The organism is Janthinobacterium sp. YR213 (assembly GCF_900099875.1).
Taxonomy (GTDB): Bacteria; Pseudomonadota; Gammaproteobacteria; order Burkholderiales; family Burkholderiaceae_D; genus Janthinobacterium; species Janthinobacterium lividum.
This window is the reverse complement of the sequence record NZ_FNDA01000008.1, coordinates 64,133-78,525: the sequence shown is the minus strand read 5'-3', so window position 1 is coordinate 78,525 and position 14,393 is coordinate 64,133. Positions and strand designations below refer to the sequence as shown.

Below are 14,393 nucleotides of genomic sequence, written 5' to 3'. Positions count from 1 at the left end.
TTTTTGCATGGGTTTGCGCTATCGCAAACCACCGGCTGCCCTGTCCATTAAGCTGACGGGAAGGCAGGCGCCACCGTACTCCTCACTGGCAATTGCCGATTTTCCTGCTAGGCTGGATATCAGGAGCGTCCATGCATATGCCCATCCAGTTCGACACCCTCGATTACGCCAAACGCCTCGCCTCGGCTGGCGTGCCCACGCAACAGGCGGAAGCGCATGCGACGGCGCTGGGTGAAGTACTGGGTTCGGTCGTGGTCGTGCATGGCGAGCTGGCGGCGCTGGAGCACAATCTGCTGGGCGAAATCAAGCTGGTGGCGCAAAAGGTCGACACCCAAGCGGGCGCCCTGGAGTTGAAGATCGGTGCGCTGGAACTCAGACTCGATACGCGGATCGATGCGCTGGAGCGCAAATTCAATACCAGGTTAGACGCATTGGAACAAAAATTCGATACCAAATTAGAGGCATTGGAGCAAAAACTCGATGCCCGCCTGGAACGCCTGGACTTGCGCCATGGCGCCGACATGAAACACGTGTACTGGATGATGAGCACCCTGATCCTGCTCAACCTGGGCATCCTCAGCAAACTAATGCTGCAGTAAGCACCCACCAACTTTCTTGGCGATAAAAAAGCCGCGGCTCCCGAGGGAGGCCAGCGGCTCGTATCGGCACGCGTTGCGGGCCGTCTAGGACGCTTCTTCCGGCGCCTGGGTTGCCTTGACGAAGATGGGCGCCACCAGCAAGCCCAGCTCGAACAGCAGGCACATCGGGATGGCCAGCGAGAACTGGCTGACGACGTCCGGCGGCGTGACGATGGCGGCAATCACGAAGGCGCCAACGATGATGTAGGGACGCACTTCCTTGAGTTTCGCAATGGACACAAGCCCCATGCGCACGAGGATCACCACCACCACGGGCACTTCGAAGGTGGCGCCAAAGGCCAGGCACATCGACATGACGAAATCGAGATAGTTTTCGATATCGGGAGTCACCGCGATCGACGATGGCGAAAAGTCGCTGATGAAGTGGAAGACGCGGCCAAACACGAAGAAATAGCAGAAAGCCACGCCAGCGATGAACAGCAGCGACGACGAGATGACCAGCGGCGCGATCAGGCGCTTTTCATGCGTATACAGACCGGGGGCGATGAAGGCCCACATCTGGTACAGCACCCAGGGCAAGGCGACGATGAAGGCGATCACCAGCGTCACTTTCATCGGCACGAGGAACGGCGAAATGACGCCGGTGGCGATCATTTTCGAGCCGGCCGGCAGCGAGGCGATCATCGGCTCCGCAATAAAATCGTAGATTTGCGAGGGGCCGGGCCAGTAGAACAGCACGGCGCAGACGACGGCGATGCCGATCGAGGCCTTGACCAGGCGGTTGCGCAGCTCGACCAGATGCGAGATAAAAGTTTCTTCCACCGGAGATTTGCTACTCATGAGTAAAAGGAGGAGGAACTGGCGCGCGGACGGAAGCGCGCCACGCGGGCGGCCGCCGACTGCACGTGCAGCTTGCCGCCATGGCGCTGCTTGTACCAGCCAGGGATGGCGGAATTGCGCACCAGCTTCTTGCGGCGGAATTCGCGCGCCTTGCGGGCCAGGTCATCGTTGGTGGCGCGCAGCATGGCTTCATGGGCATCGTGATGCCCCTCATACGAGCTGGAATCGCCGCGCCAGGCGTTTTCCACCTCGGCCAGGTTGCCGGAGATCGAGTTTTCCACGCCATGCATGGATTTCTCCACGCTTTGCTTGACGGAATGGGCCGCATCCTGCACTTCCTTCTGCAGGTTTTTCAGCTCTTCCATCTCAATTTCGCGCGACACTTCGGATTTCACCTGGTTCAGATAGCGTTGCGCGCGGCCATACAGGGTACCGGCCATGCGCGCCACTCTCGGCAACTTTTCAGGGCCGATGACTATCAACGCAACCACGCCGATGATGGCGATTTTAGAGAGACCGAGATCGATCATAAGCGGACAAGGGCTGTTACCGGACGAGGCAAGCGCCCCGCCACGCTATCAGAACTTGCTTTTCTCTTTCGTCTCGACGTCGATGGTGCTTTTGTCGGCCACTTGCGATGGCGCAGCAGGAGGGGTATTGGCTGCCGGAGCGTCATCTTCGCCCTTGACGCCATCCTTGAAGCCTTTGACGGCCTTGCCGATATCACCGCCGATATTGCCCAGTTTCTTGGTGCCGAAGACCAGCATCACAATGACCAGAACGATCACCCAGTGCCAAATACTCAATGAACCCATCACATTCTCCTTGCGGGACGGTGCCCGAATAGCGTCAACCAATGCCGGTAGTATACACGTGAACCCGGCGCACGGCGAAATCAGTGCTGGCCGCGCCAGGGACGGGGGCCGCCGTACACGTGCATGTGCAGGTGATACACCTCTTGCCCGCCGTTCGGGCCGCTGTTGATCATGGTCTTGAAGCCGCCGGCAGGCGTGCCATCGGCGTCATAGCTGACGGCGCAGCCGAACTCGGCGGCGAGTTTCGGCGCCAGGCGCAGCAGCTTGCCCAGCATTTCCGTGTGGCTATCGTCACAATCGGACAGGCTGGCCACGTGGCGCTTCGGGATCAACAGCAGATGCACGGGGGCGGCCGGGTTGATGTCCTTGAAGGCCAGCAAGTCGTCGTCTTCATACACGATGGTCGAGGGAATTTGTTTTGCAGCAATCTTGCAGAAAATACAGTTATCCACGCACGCTCCAATCAGGTCAGTGTTTGTCTGTTTCGCCGGCGTCGCGCAGCTCATCCTTGCGCGCCGCCTTTTCTTCCAGGCCGGACAGGCCTTCGCGGCGCGCCAGCTCGTCGAGCACCTGCTGCGGCGTCAGGTCGAACTGCGCCAGCATCACCAGCGAGTGGAACCACAGGTCGGCGCATTCGTACAGGACCTTCGACGAGTCGTTGTCGCGGCGCGCATCCTTGGCGGCCATCACGGTTTCCGTCGCCTCTTCGCCGATTTTTTTCAGGATGGCGTCATCGCCCTTGGCAAACAGGCGCGCGACATACGACGTGGCGGGGTCGCCGCCATTGGCCAGCTTGCGCGATTCGATCACGGCGGCCAGGCGTTTTAACGTTTCACTCATTTGCTCTTGCTTTCCGCGTAAATCGTCTCGGGGTCTTTCAGGACGGGGTCGGTGACTTGCCATTCGCCCGTTTTTTCGTCGCCTTCGAATTTCTGGAAGAAGCATGAATGGCGGCCCGTATGGCAGGCGATGCCGCCCGCTTGCTCGATTTTCAGCAAGACCACGTCTTCGTCGCAATCGAGGCGGATTTCCAGCACCTTTTGCGTGTGGCCCGATTCTTCGCCCTTGTGCCACAGTTTCTTGCGCGAACGGCTCCAGTACACGGCTTCGCCCAGTTCCACCGTGCGCGCCAGCGCGTCGCGGTTCATCCAGGCGAACATCAGCACGTCATTGCTGCCCGCTTCCTGCGCGATCACGGGCACCAGGCCGTGCTCGTCCCATTTGACCTTTTTCAGCCACTTGGCATTGCTTGCTACGATGGTTCCGTTTTGCATGTTCTTCTATCCTGCCTGTATTTACTGCTGATCGTTACGCCAGGCGCATGGGAATGCCCTGCTGCGCCATGAAACGCTTGGCTTCCTGTACCGTGTGCTGGCCATAGTGGAAGATGCTGGCGGCCAGCACGGCGTCCGCGCGGCCCACCTTGATGCCATCGACCAGATCCTGCAAGCCGCCCACGCCGCCCGAGGCGATGACGGGAATGCTGACGGCGTCGGACACGCCGCGCGTCAGGCCCAGGTCGAAGCCGACCTTGGTGCCATCGCGGTCCATGCTGGTGAGCAAGATTTCGCCGGCGCCCAGGCTTTCCATTTTACGCGCCCACTCGAACGCGTCCAGGCCCGTGGCAGTGCGCCCGCCATGGGTAAACACTTCCCACTTGCCGGGCGACACCTGCTTGGCGTCGATGGCGACGACGATGCATTGCGAGCCGTGCTTTTGCGAGGCTTCGTACACCAGTTGGGGATTCGTCACGGCCGACGTGTTGATGCTGACCTTGTCGGCGCCCGCGTTGAGCAGCCGGCGCACGTCTTCCACCACGCGCACGCCGCCGCCCACGGTCAGCGGAATGAACACTTGCGACGCCACGGCTTCGATGATGTCGAAGATCAGGCCGCGGTTGTCGCTGGACGCGGTAATGTCGAGGAAAGTGATTTCATCGGCGCCCTGCTCGTCATAACGGCGGGCAATTTCCACCGGGTCGCCGGCGTCGCGCAATTCCGTGAAATTGACGCCTTTGACAACGCGGCCATTCGTCACGTCGAGGCAGGGGATGATACGTTTTGCAAGCATGATGGTATCCAGATTGTCGCCAGGTCAGGGCATGCACGCGCACGCCCCGGCCAGGCAGGCTTAAACGGCGGCGTCGGTCAGTTCGTCGGCGCGTTCCTGCGCCTGCGCCAGGTCGATCGTGCCTTCATAGATGGAACGGCCGCAGATCACGCCTTCGATGCCTTCGGCCTGGACCGCGCACAGCGCTTCCACGTCGCCGATATTGTGCAGGCCGCCCGAGGCGATGACGGGGATCTTGACGGCTTGCGCCAGCTTGACGGTGGCCTCGATATTGATGCCGCCCATCATGCCGTCGCGGCCGATGTCCGTATAGATGATCGATTCGACGCCGTAGGCTTCGAATTTTTTCGCCAGATCGATCACTTCGTGGCCCGACATCTTGCTCCAGCCATCCGTTGCCACTTTGCCATCCTTGGCATCGAGACCGACGATGATGTGGCCCGGGAAGGCGCTGCAGGCGTCGTGCAGGAAACCGGGGCTTTTCACGGCCGCCGTGCCGATGATGATGTAGGTGATGCCGGCGTCGAGGTAGCGCTCAATGGTGTCGAGGTCGCGGATGCCGCCGCCCAGCTGCACGGGGATTTCCTCGATGTCGTTTTCCACGGCGAAATCCTGCACGGCTTTCAGGATGGCCTTGACGGCGCCTTCGTTCTTCGGCTTGCCGGCAAAGGCGCCGTTCAAGTCGACCAGGTGCAGCCGGCGCGCGCCTTGCATCAGCCAATGGCGGGCCATGTCGGCCGGGTCTTCGGAAAATACGGTGGCGAGTTCCATATCGCCTTGTTTCAGGCGTACGCAGTGACCGTCTTTCAGGTCGATGGCGGGAATTAGCAGCATGGTCAGTGTGGTATCAGAGTGAGTGAAAAGCGAAGCCGGTAGGCCACGAAGGTGCATCAATAGGGTACGTCAGGGTTGCCAGTGAACAAAGTTCTTGTACAGCTGCAAGCCAGCGGCAGCACTTTTTTCAGGGTGAAACTGTGTCGCGAAAATATTATCACGAGCGACGGCACAAGCGAACGGCGCACCATAGACAGTCTCGCCCACCGTGTGCGCCGCCTCTTGAGGTTGAGCAAAATAGCTGTGCACGAAGTAAAAATACGCGTTGTCGGCAATGCCATCCCACATGACATGGGACGCCGTCTGCCGCACTTGGTTCCAGCCCATTTGCGGCACCTTGAAGCGCGAGCCATCTTCCTGCACCTGGCCGTCGAGCTGAAAGCGCACGACTTTGCCTGGCAACAAGCCCAGACCGGCCGCATTGCCTTCTTCACTGCCGTCGAACAACATTTGCTCGCCGATGCATACGCCCAGCACGGGCTTGCTGTCGGCAGCGCGCAGCAGCGCTTCGAGCACGCCCGATTCGCGCAGGCTGCGCATGCAGTCAGGCATGGCGCCCTGGCCCGGCAAGACGATGCGGTCGGCGCTGTCGATGTCTTCCACCGCACCGGAAATGCGTACGTCGGCTTCCGGCGCCACGGCGCGCAGCGCTTGCGCTACCGAGCGCAAATTGCCCATGCCGTAATCCACCACCACAATTTTATTCATGTTTGATCCCGGAATCTACAATATAGCGAGAGCGGCGCTTACAGGCTGCCCTTGGTCGATGGAATGATGCCGGCCGCGCGCTCGTCGAGCTCGGCAGCCATGCGCAGCGCGCGGCCAAAGGCCTTGAACACGGTTTCGCATTGATGGTGGGCATTCGTGCCGCGCAGGTTGTCGATATGCAATGTCACGCCGGCATGGTTGACGAAGCCGCGGAAAAATTCCAGGGTCAGATCGACGTCGAAGCCGGCGATCATGGCGCGCGTAAACGGGATGTGGTATTCGATGCCCGGGCGGCCCGAGAAATCGAGCACCACGCGCGACAGCGCCTCGTCCAGCGGCACATACGCGTGGCCGTAGCGGCGGATGCCCTTCTTGTCGCCGATGGCCTTGGCCACGGCCATGCCCAGGGTGATGCCCACGTCTTCCACCGTATGGTGGTTATCGATATGCACGTCGCCCGTCGCTTCGATATCCAGGTCGATCAAGCCGTGGCGGGCGATCTGGTCCAGCATATGGTCGAGGAAGGGCACGCCCGTATTGAGCTTTTGCTGGCCCGTGCCGTCCAGGTTGAGGGCGACGCGAACTTGCGTCTCATTGGTGTTGCGCGTGATTTCTGCGGTGCGGTTCATGGGAGGCTCTGGCGATAGGCTAAACGAGGGATGCCTTGAAGGCATCGTAAAAAAGGGAATTTTCTTCCGGGGTGCTGACGCTGATGCGCAGGCAATTGGCCAGCGCAACATGCATTTTACTCATATTTTTAATTAAAACCCTGCGGGCAAGCAGTTTTGCGCAAACATCGTCGGAATCAGCCACACGAATCAGAAGAAAATTTGCCTTCGAGGGAAACACGGTCACGCCGGGCAGTTCCGCCAGGCGCAGCGCCAGGTCGTCGCGCGCGCTGTTGAGCAGGGCCGCCTGGGCATTGAGCACGTCGAGATGATCGAGCGCGAATTCGGCCGCCGCCTGCGTCAGCACATTCACGTTATACGGCGGGCGCACTTTTTCAAATTGCGCCAGCAGGGCCGGCGCGGCCGACATGTAGCCGAGGCGGATGCCGGCCAGGCCCAGTTTCGACACGGTGCGCATCACCACCAGGTTTTCGAACTCGGGCAGGCGGCCCATGAAGCTATGCTGCGCGAACGGCTCATACGCTTCGTCGACGACGGCGATGCCCGTGTCGCCCAGGGCCGCCAGGATGCGTTCGATATCGGCAGCGGCAAACAGGTTGCCCGTCGGGTTGTTCGGATAGGCGAGGAAGACCAGCGCCGGGCGGTGCTCTTCGATCGCCGCCAGCATGGCCGGCATGTCCAGGCTGAAGTCGGCCTGCAAGGGCACGCCGACGAAATCCATGCCGGCGAACTGCGCCGAGCGCGCATACATGACGAAAGCGGGCACGGGCGCCAGCAGCACGGCGCGCTTGCCCGGCTCCTGGTGGGCGCATGCCATGGCCAGGATGGAAATGAGTTCATCGGAGCCGTTGCCCAGCATGACGTCAAAGCCGGCGGGCACGCCCAGCTTGGCGCAGATGGCCGCCTGCAGGCTGGCGTACGATGGTGGATAGCGGTTCAGCGCCACGCCGGCCAGGCGCGCGCCCAGCTCCTCGCGCAGATGCTGCGGCAGCGGATACGGGTTTTCCATCGCATCGAGTTTGATGTAACCGCTGGCATCGGCTACCTGGTAGCTTTTGACGGCCCGCACATCGGAGCGCACGGTGTTGCTGATTAACTGATCGAGGAAAGACATGCTGCAAACACTCCTGATGGAATTAAATGGAGACTAAATGACGACGTCTTCCGGCACGGCGGCGCTGCGCGCCTTGCGGGCCGGCGCTTTTTTCACGGCGGGCGGTTTCTTCACGGCCGCCGGTTTTTTGGCCGCTGCCGGTTTCTTCGCTGCCGCCTTGGCGGGCTTGGTCGCGGCCGGCGCGGCCAGTTCCTGCGTCAATGCCGCCAGCCGCTGTTCGATGATGGCGCAGTAGTCGGGGTTCAGTTCAAAGCCGACGAAATCGCGCCCGCAGCGCTTCGCCGCCAGGGCCGTGGTGCCGCTGCCCATGAACAGGTCGAGCACCACGCCGCCGGGTGGGCACGACGCCTTGAGCATGCGCTCGATGATCTCGAGCGGCTTTTGCGTCGGGTGGTCGGCCCGTTCCGGGTGTTCCTTGTGCAGGCGCGACACGCTCCACAAGTCTTTCGGGTTGTAGCCCACTTCCAGCCATTTGGCGCCGATGAAGATCGAGCGCGAACGGGCTTTCTTGGTGGCCGCGTCGTAGGCGATGCGCACCGCGTCAAGGTCGAAGTAGTAATCCTTGCGCTTGACGAAGAAGCCGATGGTGTCGTGCACCGATGAAAAGCTGCGCACGCTGCCGCCCATGGACGGCACGCGGCGGTCCCAGATGATTTCATTCATCATCGCCATGCGCTGTTTCAGCATGACGAAGATCTCTGGCGAATAGCGCCAGGTGAGGAAGATATACAGGCTGCCGTTGGCTTTCAGCTTGGGCAGCGCCGCATCGATCCATTCCTCCGTCCAGCGCAGGTAATCGGCCACCGACTGCTGGTCCGAGGCATTGCCGTAATCCTTGCCCAGGTTGTACGGCGGATCCGTCAGGATCAGGTCCACCGAGCCATCGGGAATGCGCGCCAGCCCTGCCAGCGCATCTTCGCAATAGACCCGGTTGACCCAGTCCGGCTGCTCCGCCATATTCGTCATGGCTGCGGCTTCAGACGCAGTTCGGCGCTGCGTGCGTGCGCTTGCAAGCCTTCGCCATACGCCAGCGTGGCGGCGACACGGCCCAGGGTTTGCGCGCCCGCTTCACTGACGTGAATGATGGACGAGCGCTTCTGGAAATCGTACACGCCCAGCGGCGACGAAAAGCGCGCCGTGCGCGAAGTCGGCAGCACGTGATTGGGACCGCAGCAATAGTCGCCCAGCGATTCGGACGAGAAGCGGCCCAGGAACATGGCGCCCGCATGGCGGATCTGCTCGGCCCACTGCTGCGGGTTTTCCGCCGAGATTTCCAGGTGTTCCGCGGCGATGCTGTTGGCGATCTCGCACGCTTCCTCCATGCTGCGCACCTTGATCAGCGCCCCCCTGTTCTGCAGCGAGGTGCTGATGGTGGCCTGGCGCGGCATCGTCGGCAGCAGCTTGGCGATGCTCTCTTCGACTTGGGCGATGTAGTCGGCGTCAGGGCACAGCAGAATCGCCTGCGCCAGTTCGTCGTGCTCGGCCTGCGAAAACAGATCCATCGCGACCCAGTCCGGGTCCGTCGTGCCGTCGCACAGCACCAGGATTTCCGATGGCCCGGCGATCATGTCGATGCCGACGATGCCGAACACGCGGCGCTTGGCGGCGGCCACATAGGCATTGCCGGGGCCGACGATTTTATCCACGGCGGCAATCGTCTGCGTGCCGTAGGCCAGCGCGCCAACGGCCTGCGCGCCGCCGATGGTGATCACGCGCGTCACGCCGGCAATCGCCGCGGCGGCCAGCACCATCTGGTTTTTCACGCCGTCCGGCGTCGGCACCACCATGATGATCTCGCCCACGCCCGCCACGTGCGCGGGAATGGCGTTCATCAGCACGGACGACGGGTAGGCGGCCTTGCCGCCCGGGACGTAAATGCCGACCCGGTCCAGCGGCGTGATCTTCTGGCCCAGCACCGTGCCATCGGGCTCGGTATAAGTAAAACCGCGCAATTCCTCGCGCTGGCGTTCGTGGAAGGCGCGGATGCGCTGCGCGGCGATCTGCAGCGCCTCGCGCTGCGCCGACGGCAAGCCGTTCAGGGCCGCCTGCAATTCGGCTTGCGAAATATCAAAGGCCGCCATTTCCGCAGCGCCGCCATGCGGGATGCGGTCGAAACGGTTGGTGTATTCCAGTACGGCGGCATCGCCGCGCGTTTTCACATCGGCCAGGATTTTCGCGACCGACATTTCAATCGCTGCATCGGTGCCCGCCTCGAACGCCAGCAGCGTGTCGAGCGATTGTTGGAAACCATCCTGGCTTGAATCGAGCTTGCGTATCTGTATCGGCATAATCGGCTTTCTGCTACTGAATGTGTCTAGGCTTGCGAGGCGCGTTCAAACGCCTCGATAATCGGCTGCAAGCGCTCGCGCTTGAGCTTGAGCGCAGCCTGGTTGACCACCAGGCGCGACGAGATTTCCATGATGTGCTCAACCTCGACGAGGTTATTCGCGCGCAAGGTGCTGCCCGTGCTGACCAGGTCGACGATGGCATCGGACAAGCCGACCAAAGGCGCCAGCTCCATCGAGCCATACAGCTTGATCAGGTCGACGTGCACGCCCTTGGCGGCGAAGTGCTCGCGCGCCGTGTGCACGAACTTGGTGGCCACGCGCAGGCGCGCGCCCTGGTGCACGGCTTTTTCGTAATCAAAACCGGCCTGCACCGCCACCGACATGCGGCAGGCGGCGATATTCAGGTCGATCGGCTGGTACAGGCCTTCGCCGCCGTGTTCGAGCAGGACATCCTTGCCCGCCACGCCGAAATCGGCCGCGCCGTACTGCACGTAGGTCGGCACGTCGCTGGCGCGCACGATGATGACGCGCACGTTCGGATCGTTGGTGGCCAAAATCAGCTTGCGCGAGGTCTCCGGGTTTTCCAGCACCCGGATGCCGGCCGCTTCCAGCAGCGGCATGGTGTCCTCAAAAATGCGGCCTTTCGAGAGCGCCAGTATCAGCTGCGAATTGTCGCCCGTGTTCGATCCGTTCATGCTCGTTCCTTGTTATTTGATGCGTACGATGTTCGCGCCGACGGCGGAGAGCTTCACTTCCATGCGGTCGTAGCCGCGGTCGAGGTGATAGATGCGGTCGATCAGCGTTTCGCCGTCGGCGGCCAGGGCCGCGATCACCAGCGACGCCGAGGCGCGCAGGTCGGTCGCCATCACGGGCGCGCCACGCAGCTGCTTGACGCCGGCGATGATGGCCGTGTTGCCCTCGATGGTGATATCAGCGCCCAGGCGGTTCATTTCCTGCACGTGCATGAAGCGGTTCTCGAAAATCGTCTCGGTGACGCGGCTGGCGCCGTTGGCGATCGTGTTCACGGCCATGAACTGCGCCTGCATGTCGGTCGGGAAGCCCGGGTATTCCGTCGTGCGGAAGCTGACGGGGTTCGGACGGGCCGACATCTCGGCGCGGATCCAGTCGGCGCCGAAGGTCATCGTCAGGCCCATGGCGCGCAGCTTGTCGAGCGCCGCGTCGAGGATATCGGTGCGCACATTGCGCAGGGTGATGTCGCCGCCGGTGGCCGCCACGGCGCACAGGAAGGTACCCGTTTCGATACGGTCGGCGATCACCGCGTGGGAAGCGCCGTGCAAGGCGTCCACGCCCTGGATCACCAGGCGGCTGGTGCCGATGCCGTCGATCTTCGCGCCCATGGCCACCAGCAGGTGCGCCAGGTCGGTCACTTCCGGTTCGCAGGCGGCGTTTTCCAGGATGGTCTCGCCTTCGGCCAGGGTCGCGGCCATCAGCAGGTTCTCGGTGCCGGTGACGGTGATCATGTCGGTGACGATGCGCGCGCCTTTCAGCTTGGCGCACTTGGCGTAGATGTAGCCCGCCTCGATGCGGATCTCGGCGCCCAGCGCTTCCAGGCCCTTGATGTGCTGGTCGACGGGGCGCGAACCGATGGCGCAGCCGCCCGGCAGCGAGACCTTGGCTTCGCCGAAGCGCGCCAGCATGGGGCCCAGCACGAGGATCGAGGCGCGCATGGTTTTCACCAGTTCATACGGCGCTTCCAGGGTGTCGATGGCGCTGCCGTTGAGGACCACGCGGTCGCCATCCTGCTGCACTTTCAGGCCCGTCTGGCCCAGCAGTTTCAACATGGTGGCCACGTCGTGCAAATGCGGCACGTTGGTCAGGTCCAGGTCGCCCGCGGTCAGCAGACCGGCGCACAGGATGGGCAGGGCGGCGTTTTTCGCGCCGGAGATGGCGATGTCGCCGTTCAGGCGGTTGCCGCCGTTGATGAGGAGCTTGTCCATGTGCTTATCCTTGGAATTCTTCAGGTGTCAGGGTTTTCATCGACAGCGCGTGGATTTCTTCGCGCATGCGGTCGCCCAGCGCCGCGTAGACGATCTGGTGGCGCTGGATCAAACGCTTGCCGGCAAACGCGGGCGAGACGATCACGGCCTGGAAGTGCTGGCCATCGCCCTCCACTTCGAGGTGCGTGCATTCGAGGCCGGCCGACAGATAGCCGTGGATCAGTTCTGGAGTGGTGGTCACGATAAGTCCTTGATATTGAATAATGTAGTGATGGGGTGTGCCGCAATTAGTGGCGTAATCGGTAACCGCTTTTCAGCAGGCGGATCGACGCCAGCGCCAGGATCACGAGGAAGCCGGCGACGATGGACAGGCTGAGCCACGGGCTGACGTCGGACACGCCGAAGAAGCCGTAACGGAAGCCGTCGATCATGTAGAAGAAGGGGTTCAGGTGCGACACCGTCTGCCAGAATGGCGGCAGCGAATGGATCGAATAGAACACGCCCGACAAGAAGGTGGCCGGCATGATCAGGAAGTTCTGGAAGGCGGCCAGCTGATCGAATTTCTCGGCCCAGATGCCGGCGATCAGGCCCATGGTGCCCAGCATCGCGGCGCCAAGAAACGCGAAGACGACGATCCACAGCGGCGCGACATACGACAGGTCGGCGAACCAGCAAGTGATGGCAAACACACCAAAGCCCACAGCCAGGCCGCGCGCGACGGAAGCGAGTACATACGCCGAGAAGATTTCCCAGTGCGACAGGGGCGTCAGCAGCACGAACACCAGATTGCCCGTGATCTTCGACTGGATCAGCGAGGACGAGGAATTGGCAAACGCGTTTTGCAGCACGCTCATCATCACCAGGCCGGGAATCAAAAAGGCCGTGTAGCTGACGCCGGGGCTCGGCTCCACGCGGCCATCGAGCACATGGCCGAATACCAGCAGGTACAGCATCGACGTGAGCACGGGCGCGGCCACGGTTTGCGTCGCCACTTTCCAGAAGCGCAGCGTCTCTTTGTAGACGAGGGTGCGAAATCCTGTCGAAATCATACGGTACCTTTATCCATGATCTGCAAGAAGATATCTTCCAGGTCGGCTTGTTGCAATTGCATTTCATCGATCTCGGTGCCCGCTTCGCGCAGGCGGGCGAGGATTTTTTCGACTTCGCTGTATTCGTTGACGCGCAGGCTGAACTTGTTCGGCGCCTGCTGTTCTTCCGGGTGCAGCACCAGGTGCTGCAGGTCGGCCGGCAAGGCGCCGTGTTTCAGGTGCACCTGCAGCTGCGAGCCGGCGATGCGGCGGATCAGGGCCGACATGGTGTCGAGCGCCACCACCTTGCCGGTCTTCAGCATGGCCACGCGCTGGCACATGGCTTGCGCCTCTTCCAGGTAGTGGGTGGTCAGGACAACCGTGTGGCCGCCTTCGCGGTTCAGGCGCGAGATGAACTTCCACAGGGTCTGGCGCAGTTCCACGTCGACGCCGGCAGTCGGCTCATCGAGCACGATCACGGGCGGCTTGTGCACCAGCGCCTGGGCCACCAGCACGCGGCGCTTCATGCCGCCGGACAGGGCGCGCATATTCGTGTCGGCCTTGCCGGTGAGGTCGAGGTTTTCCATGACCTCGTCGATCCACTTGTCGTTGTTCGGCAGGCCGAAGTAACCGGACTGCAAACGCAGGGTTTCGCGCACGGTGAAGAACGGGTCGAACACCAGTTCCTGCGGCACCACGCCCAGGTTGCGGCGCGCATTGCGGAAGTCCGTGACGACGTCGTGGCCGTGGATCTTGACGGTGCCCGCGTCGGGGCGTATCAGGCCGGCGATGATGGAAATGAGGGTCGTCTTGCCGGCGCCATTCGGGCCGAGCAGGCCGAAAAATTCGCCTTCCTCGATGGCCAGCGACACGCCGCCCAGCGCCTTGAGCGATTTATAGCTCTTTTCTACATTCGTTATTTGAATTGCGGTCATGTGCTTGTTTCAAGTGTAATGCGTCTGGTGTGATGCGCCAGTTGCCGGAGACATCCAGGCCGGCAGGCCGGTGCAGGGCGCCGCCTTCAGGCGAGGACGGCGCAACAGTCAATTATAGTTGGAAAATTCGTGGAACACTTGGAGATCAATCCGGCGGCGCTGCTGGCCTGCCGGCTTGAAAGCTACTGCTGATGCGGGGAGTGGGACAGGATCAATGATGATGCAGGTCGGACGGGCTGCGTTCGGCGTGGCCGCCGGCGCTGGCGCAATCGTCGGCGCTCAGGGTGCTCGAGACGAGCGAGCAGACGCCATACAGCTTGGTGAGGTTTTTCAGGTTGTTCGGCAGGTTTTTCAGCTCCAGCACGCCGCCGGCATCCTGCGCGGCGCGTTGCCACGTCAGCATGACGGAGACGGCTGCCGAATCGACGGCCTTGACGTTGCGCAAGTCAAACTTCGTCTGCCCCGAGCGGATGGCGTCCAGACCCTGCTCCAATGCCGAAGTGGCATTGTGCACGGTCAGGGAAGTCAGGGACTGCAAGGTGTCGAGAGAGTCTGGCATGGCGTCGGGCTGCGCT

General features: G+C 62.0%; 20 protein-coding genes. 1 reads left to right on the top strand and 19 read right to left on the bottom strand.

The annotated features are described in order from the left end of the window. Nucleotides 1-131 precede the first annotated feature (131 nt). Nucleotides 132-599 (top strand): hypothetical protein, encoded by a 468-nt coding sequence (locus tag BLT98_RS26840; protein WP_092613182.1) that lies wholly within the window; start codon nt 132-134, stop codon nt 597-599. 84 nt (nt 600-683) lie between these two features. Here the strand turns inward: BLT98_RS26840 and tatC are convergent, their stop codons facing one another. The 19 genes from tatC to BLT98_RS26745 form a co-directional block, all read right to left on the bottom strand. Further along, nucleotides 684-1,439: a twin-arginine translocase subunit TatC gene (gene tatC, locus BLT98_RS26835; protein ID WP_034780926.1), complete on the bottom strand. Its 756-nt coding sequence runs from the start codon at nt 1,437-1,439 to the stop codon at nt 684-686. Continuing rightward, a complete protein-coding gene (tatB, locus tag BLT98_RS26830; protein WP_034780928.1) occupies nt 1,436-1,969 on the bottom strand; it encodes a Sec-independent protein translocase protein TatB in 534 nt (177 codons plus the stop codon). Before tatB ends, tatC begins: the two co-directional genes overlap by 4 nt. Before the next feature lie 48 nt (nt 1,970-2,017). Beyond that, nucleotides 2,018-2,254, bottom strand: coding sequence for a Sec-independent protein translocase subunit TatA (gene tatA, locus BLT98_RS26825; RefSeq protein WP_034780931.1), 237 nt, complete (start codon nt 2,252-2,254; stop codon nt 2,018-2,020). Nucleotides 2,255-2,334: 80 nt separating this feature from the next. Beyond that, nucleotides 2,335-2,706, bottom strand: a complete 372-nt coding sequence (locus BLT98_RS26820; RefSeq protein WP_092613178.1) for a histidine triad nucleotide-binding protein — start codon at nt 2,704-2,706, stop codon at nt 2,335-2,337. Between the two features lie 16 nt (nt 2,707-2,722). After that, entirely contained in the window at nt 2,723-3,094 is a 372-nt protein-coding gene (locus BLT98_RS26815) for a phosphoribosyl-ATP diphosphatase (protein ID WP_070257793.1), read from the bottom strand. After that, entirely contained in the window at nt 3,091-3,528 is a 438-nt protein-coding gene (hisI, locus tag BLT98_RS26810; protein ID WP_034753847.1) for a phosphoribosyl-AMP cyclohydrolase, read from the bottom strand. The genes BLT98_RS26815 and hisI overlap by 4 nt, the downstream gene beginning before the upstream one ends. A 34-nt stretch (nt 3,529-3,562) precedes the next feature. Further along, nucleotides 3,563-4,324, bottom strand: coding sequence for an imidazole glycerol phosphate synthase subunit HisF (gene hisF / locus BLT98_RS26805; RefSeq protein WP_034753845.1), 762 nt, complete (start codon nt 4,322-4,324; stop codon nt 3,563-3,565). Between the two features lie 60 nt (nt 4,325-4,384). Next, a complete protein-coding gene (hisA, locus tag BLT98_RS26800; RefSeq protein WP_034780937.1) occupies nt 4,385-5,158 on the bottom strand; it encodes a 1-(5-phosphoribosyl)-5-[(5-phosphoribosylamino)methylideneamino]imidazole-4-carboxamide isomerase in 774 nt (257 codons plus the stop codon). Nucleotides 5,159-5,227: 69 nt separating this feature from the next. Then, nucleotides 5,228-5,866 (bottom strand): imidazole glycerol phosphate synthase subunit HisH, encoded by a 639-nt coding sequence (gene hisH / locus BLT98_RS26795; protein WP_071653704.1) that lies wholly within the window; start codon nt 5,864-5,866, stop codon nt 5,228-5,230. A 38-nt stretch (nt 5,867-5,904) separates the two neighbouring features. Further along, nucleotides 5,905-6,495, bottom strand: a complete 591-nt coding sequence (gene hisB / locus BLT98_RS26790) for an imidazoleglycerol-phosphate dehydratase HisB (RefSeq protein ID WP_010402123.1) — start codon at nt 6,493-6,495, stop codon at nt 5,905-5,907. A 19-nt stretch (nt 6,496-6,514) separates the two neighbouring features. Continuing rightward, nucleotides 6,515-7,609: a histidinol-phosphate transaminase gene (gene hisC / locus BLT98_RS26785; protein ID WP_034780940.1), complete on the bottom strand. Its 1,095-nt coding sequence runs from the start codon at nt 7,607-7,609 to the stop codon at nt 6,515-6,517. Between the two features lie 33 nt (nt 7,610-7,642). Continuing rightward, nucleotides 7,643-8,566, bottom strand: a complete 924-nt coding sequence (locus tag BLT98_RS26780; RefSeq protein ID WP_034781027.1) for a DNA-methyltransferase — start codon at nt 8,564-8,566, stop codon at nt 7,643-7,645. Nucleotides 8,567-8,571: 5 nt separating this feature from the next. After that, nucleotides 8,572-9,897 carry a histidinol dehydrogenase gene (hisD, locus tag BLT98_RS26775; RefSeq protein WP_092613175.1) on the bottom strand — a complete coding sequence of 442 codons (1,326 nt, stop codon included), beginning with the start codon at nt 9,895-9,897 and terminating at the stop codon, nt 8,572-8,574. 26 nt (nt 9,898-9,923) lie between these two features. Continuing rightward, entirely contained in the window at nt 9,924-10,592 is a 669-nt protein-coding gene (gene hisG / locus BLT98_RS26770; protein WP_034780945.1) for an ATP phosphoribosyltransferase, read from the bottom strand. A gap of 12 nt (nt 10,593-10,604) precedes the next feature. After that, nucleotides 10,605-11,855, bottom strand: coding sequence for a UDP-N-acetylglucosamine 1-carboxyvinyltransferase (gene murA / locus BLT98_RS26765; protein ID WP_070257789.1), 1,251 nt, complete (start codon nt 11,853-11,855; stop codon nt 10,605-10,607). 4 nt (nt 11,856-11,859) lie between these two features. Then, nucleotides 11,860-12,096 carry a BolA family protein gene (locus BLT98_RS26760; protein ID WP_034753824.1) on the bottom strand — a complete coding sequence of 79 codons (237 nt, stop codon included), beginning with the start codon at nt 12,094-12,096 and terminating at the stop codon, nt 11,860-11,862. Nucleotides 12,097-12,142: 46 nt separating this feature from the next. Further along, nucleotides 12,143-12,904: an ABC transporter permease gene (locus tag BLT98_RS26755; RefSeq protein WP_034780947.1), complete on the bottom strand. Its 762-nt coding sequence runs from the start codon at nt 12,902-12,904 to the stop codon at nt 12,143-12,145. Beyond that, complete coding sequence (locus BLT98_RS26750) at nt 12,901-13,818, bottom strand: ABC transporter ATP-binding protein (RefSeq protein WP_034780948.1); 918 nt, start codon at nt 13,816-13,818, stop codon at nt 12,901-12,903. Before BLT98_RS26750 ends, BLT98_RS26755 begins: the two co-directional genes overlap by 4 nt. A 211-nt stretch (nt 13,819-14,029) precedes the next feature. After that, entirely contained in the window at nt 14,030-14,377 is a 348-nt protein-coding gene (locus BLT98_RS26745; protein ID WP_034780949.1) for an STAS domain-containing protein, read from the bottom strand. Nucleotides 14,378-14,393 lie beyond the last annotated feature (16 nt).

Coding starts and splice junctions, on each gene's coding strand:
- BLT98_RS26840 (WP_092613182.1), top strand. CDS start 132: ATGCATATGCCCATCCAGTTCGACACCCTCGATTACGCCAAACGCCTC.
- tatC (WP_034780926.1), bottom strand. CDS start 1,439: ATGAGTAGCAAATCTCCGGTGGAAGAAACTTTTATCTCGCATCTGGTC.
- tatB (WP_034780928.1), bottom strand. CDS start 1,969: ATGATCGATCTCGGTCTCTCTAAAATCGCCATCATCGGCGTGGTTGCG.
- tatA (WP_034780931.1), bottom strand. CDS start 2,254: ATGGGTTCATTGAGTATTTGGCACTGGGTGATCGTTCTGGTCATTGTG.
- BLT98_RS26815 (WP_070257793.1), bottom strand. CDS start 3,094: ATGAGTGAAACGTTAAAACGCCTGGCCGCCGTGATCGAATCGCGCAAG.
- hisI (WP_034753847.1), bottom strand. CDS start 3,528: ATGCAAAACGGAACCATCGTAGCAAGCAATGCCAAGTGGCTGAAAAAG.
- hisF (WP_034753845.1), bottom strand. CDS start 4,324: ATGCTTGCAAAACGTATCATCCCCTGCCTCGACGTGACGAATGGCCGC.
- hisA (WP_034780937.1), bottom strand. CDS start 5,158: ATGCTGCTAATTCCCGCCATCGACCTGAAAGACGGTCACTGCGTACGC.
- hisH (WP_071653704.1), bottom strand. CDS start 5,866: ATGAATAAAATTGTGGTGGTGGATTACGGCATGGGCAATTTGCGCTCG.
- hisB (WP_010402123.1), bottom strand. CDS start 6,495: ATGAACCGCACCGCAGAAATCACGCGCAACACCAATGAGACGCAAGTT.
- hisC (WP_034780940.1), bottom strand. CDS start 7,609: ATGTCTTTCCTCGATCAGTTAATCAGCAACACCGTGCGCTCCGATGTG.
- BLT98_RS26780 (WP_034781027.1), bottom strand. CDS start 8,566: ATGGCGGAGCAGCCGGACTGGGTCAACCGGGTCTATTGCGAAGATGCG.
- hisD (WP_092613175.1), bottom strand. CDS start 9,897: ATGCCGATACAGATACGCAAGCTCGATTCAAGCCAGGATGGTTTCCAA.
- hisG (WP_034780945.1), bottom strand. CDS start 10,592: ATGAACGGATCGAACACGGGCGACAATTCGCAGCTGATACTGGCGCTC.
- murA (WP_070257789.1), bottom strand. CDS start 11,855: ATGGACAAGCTCCTCATCAACGGCGGCAACCGCCTGAACGGCGACATC.
- BLT98_RS26755 (WP_034780947.1), bottom strand. CDS start 12,904: ATGATTTCGACAGGATTTCGCACCCTCGTCTACAAAGAGACGCTGCGC.
- BLT98_RS26750 (WP_034780948.1), bottom strand. CDS start 13,818: ATGACCGCAATTCAAATAACGAATGTAGAAAAGAGCTATAAATCGCTC.
- BLT98_RS26745 (WP_034780949.1), bottom strand. CDS start 14,377: ATGCCAGACTCTCTCGACACCTTGCAGTCCCTGACTTCCCTGACCGTG.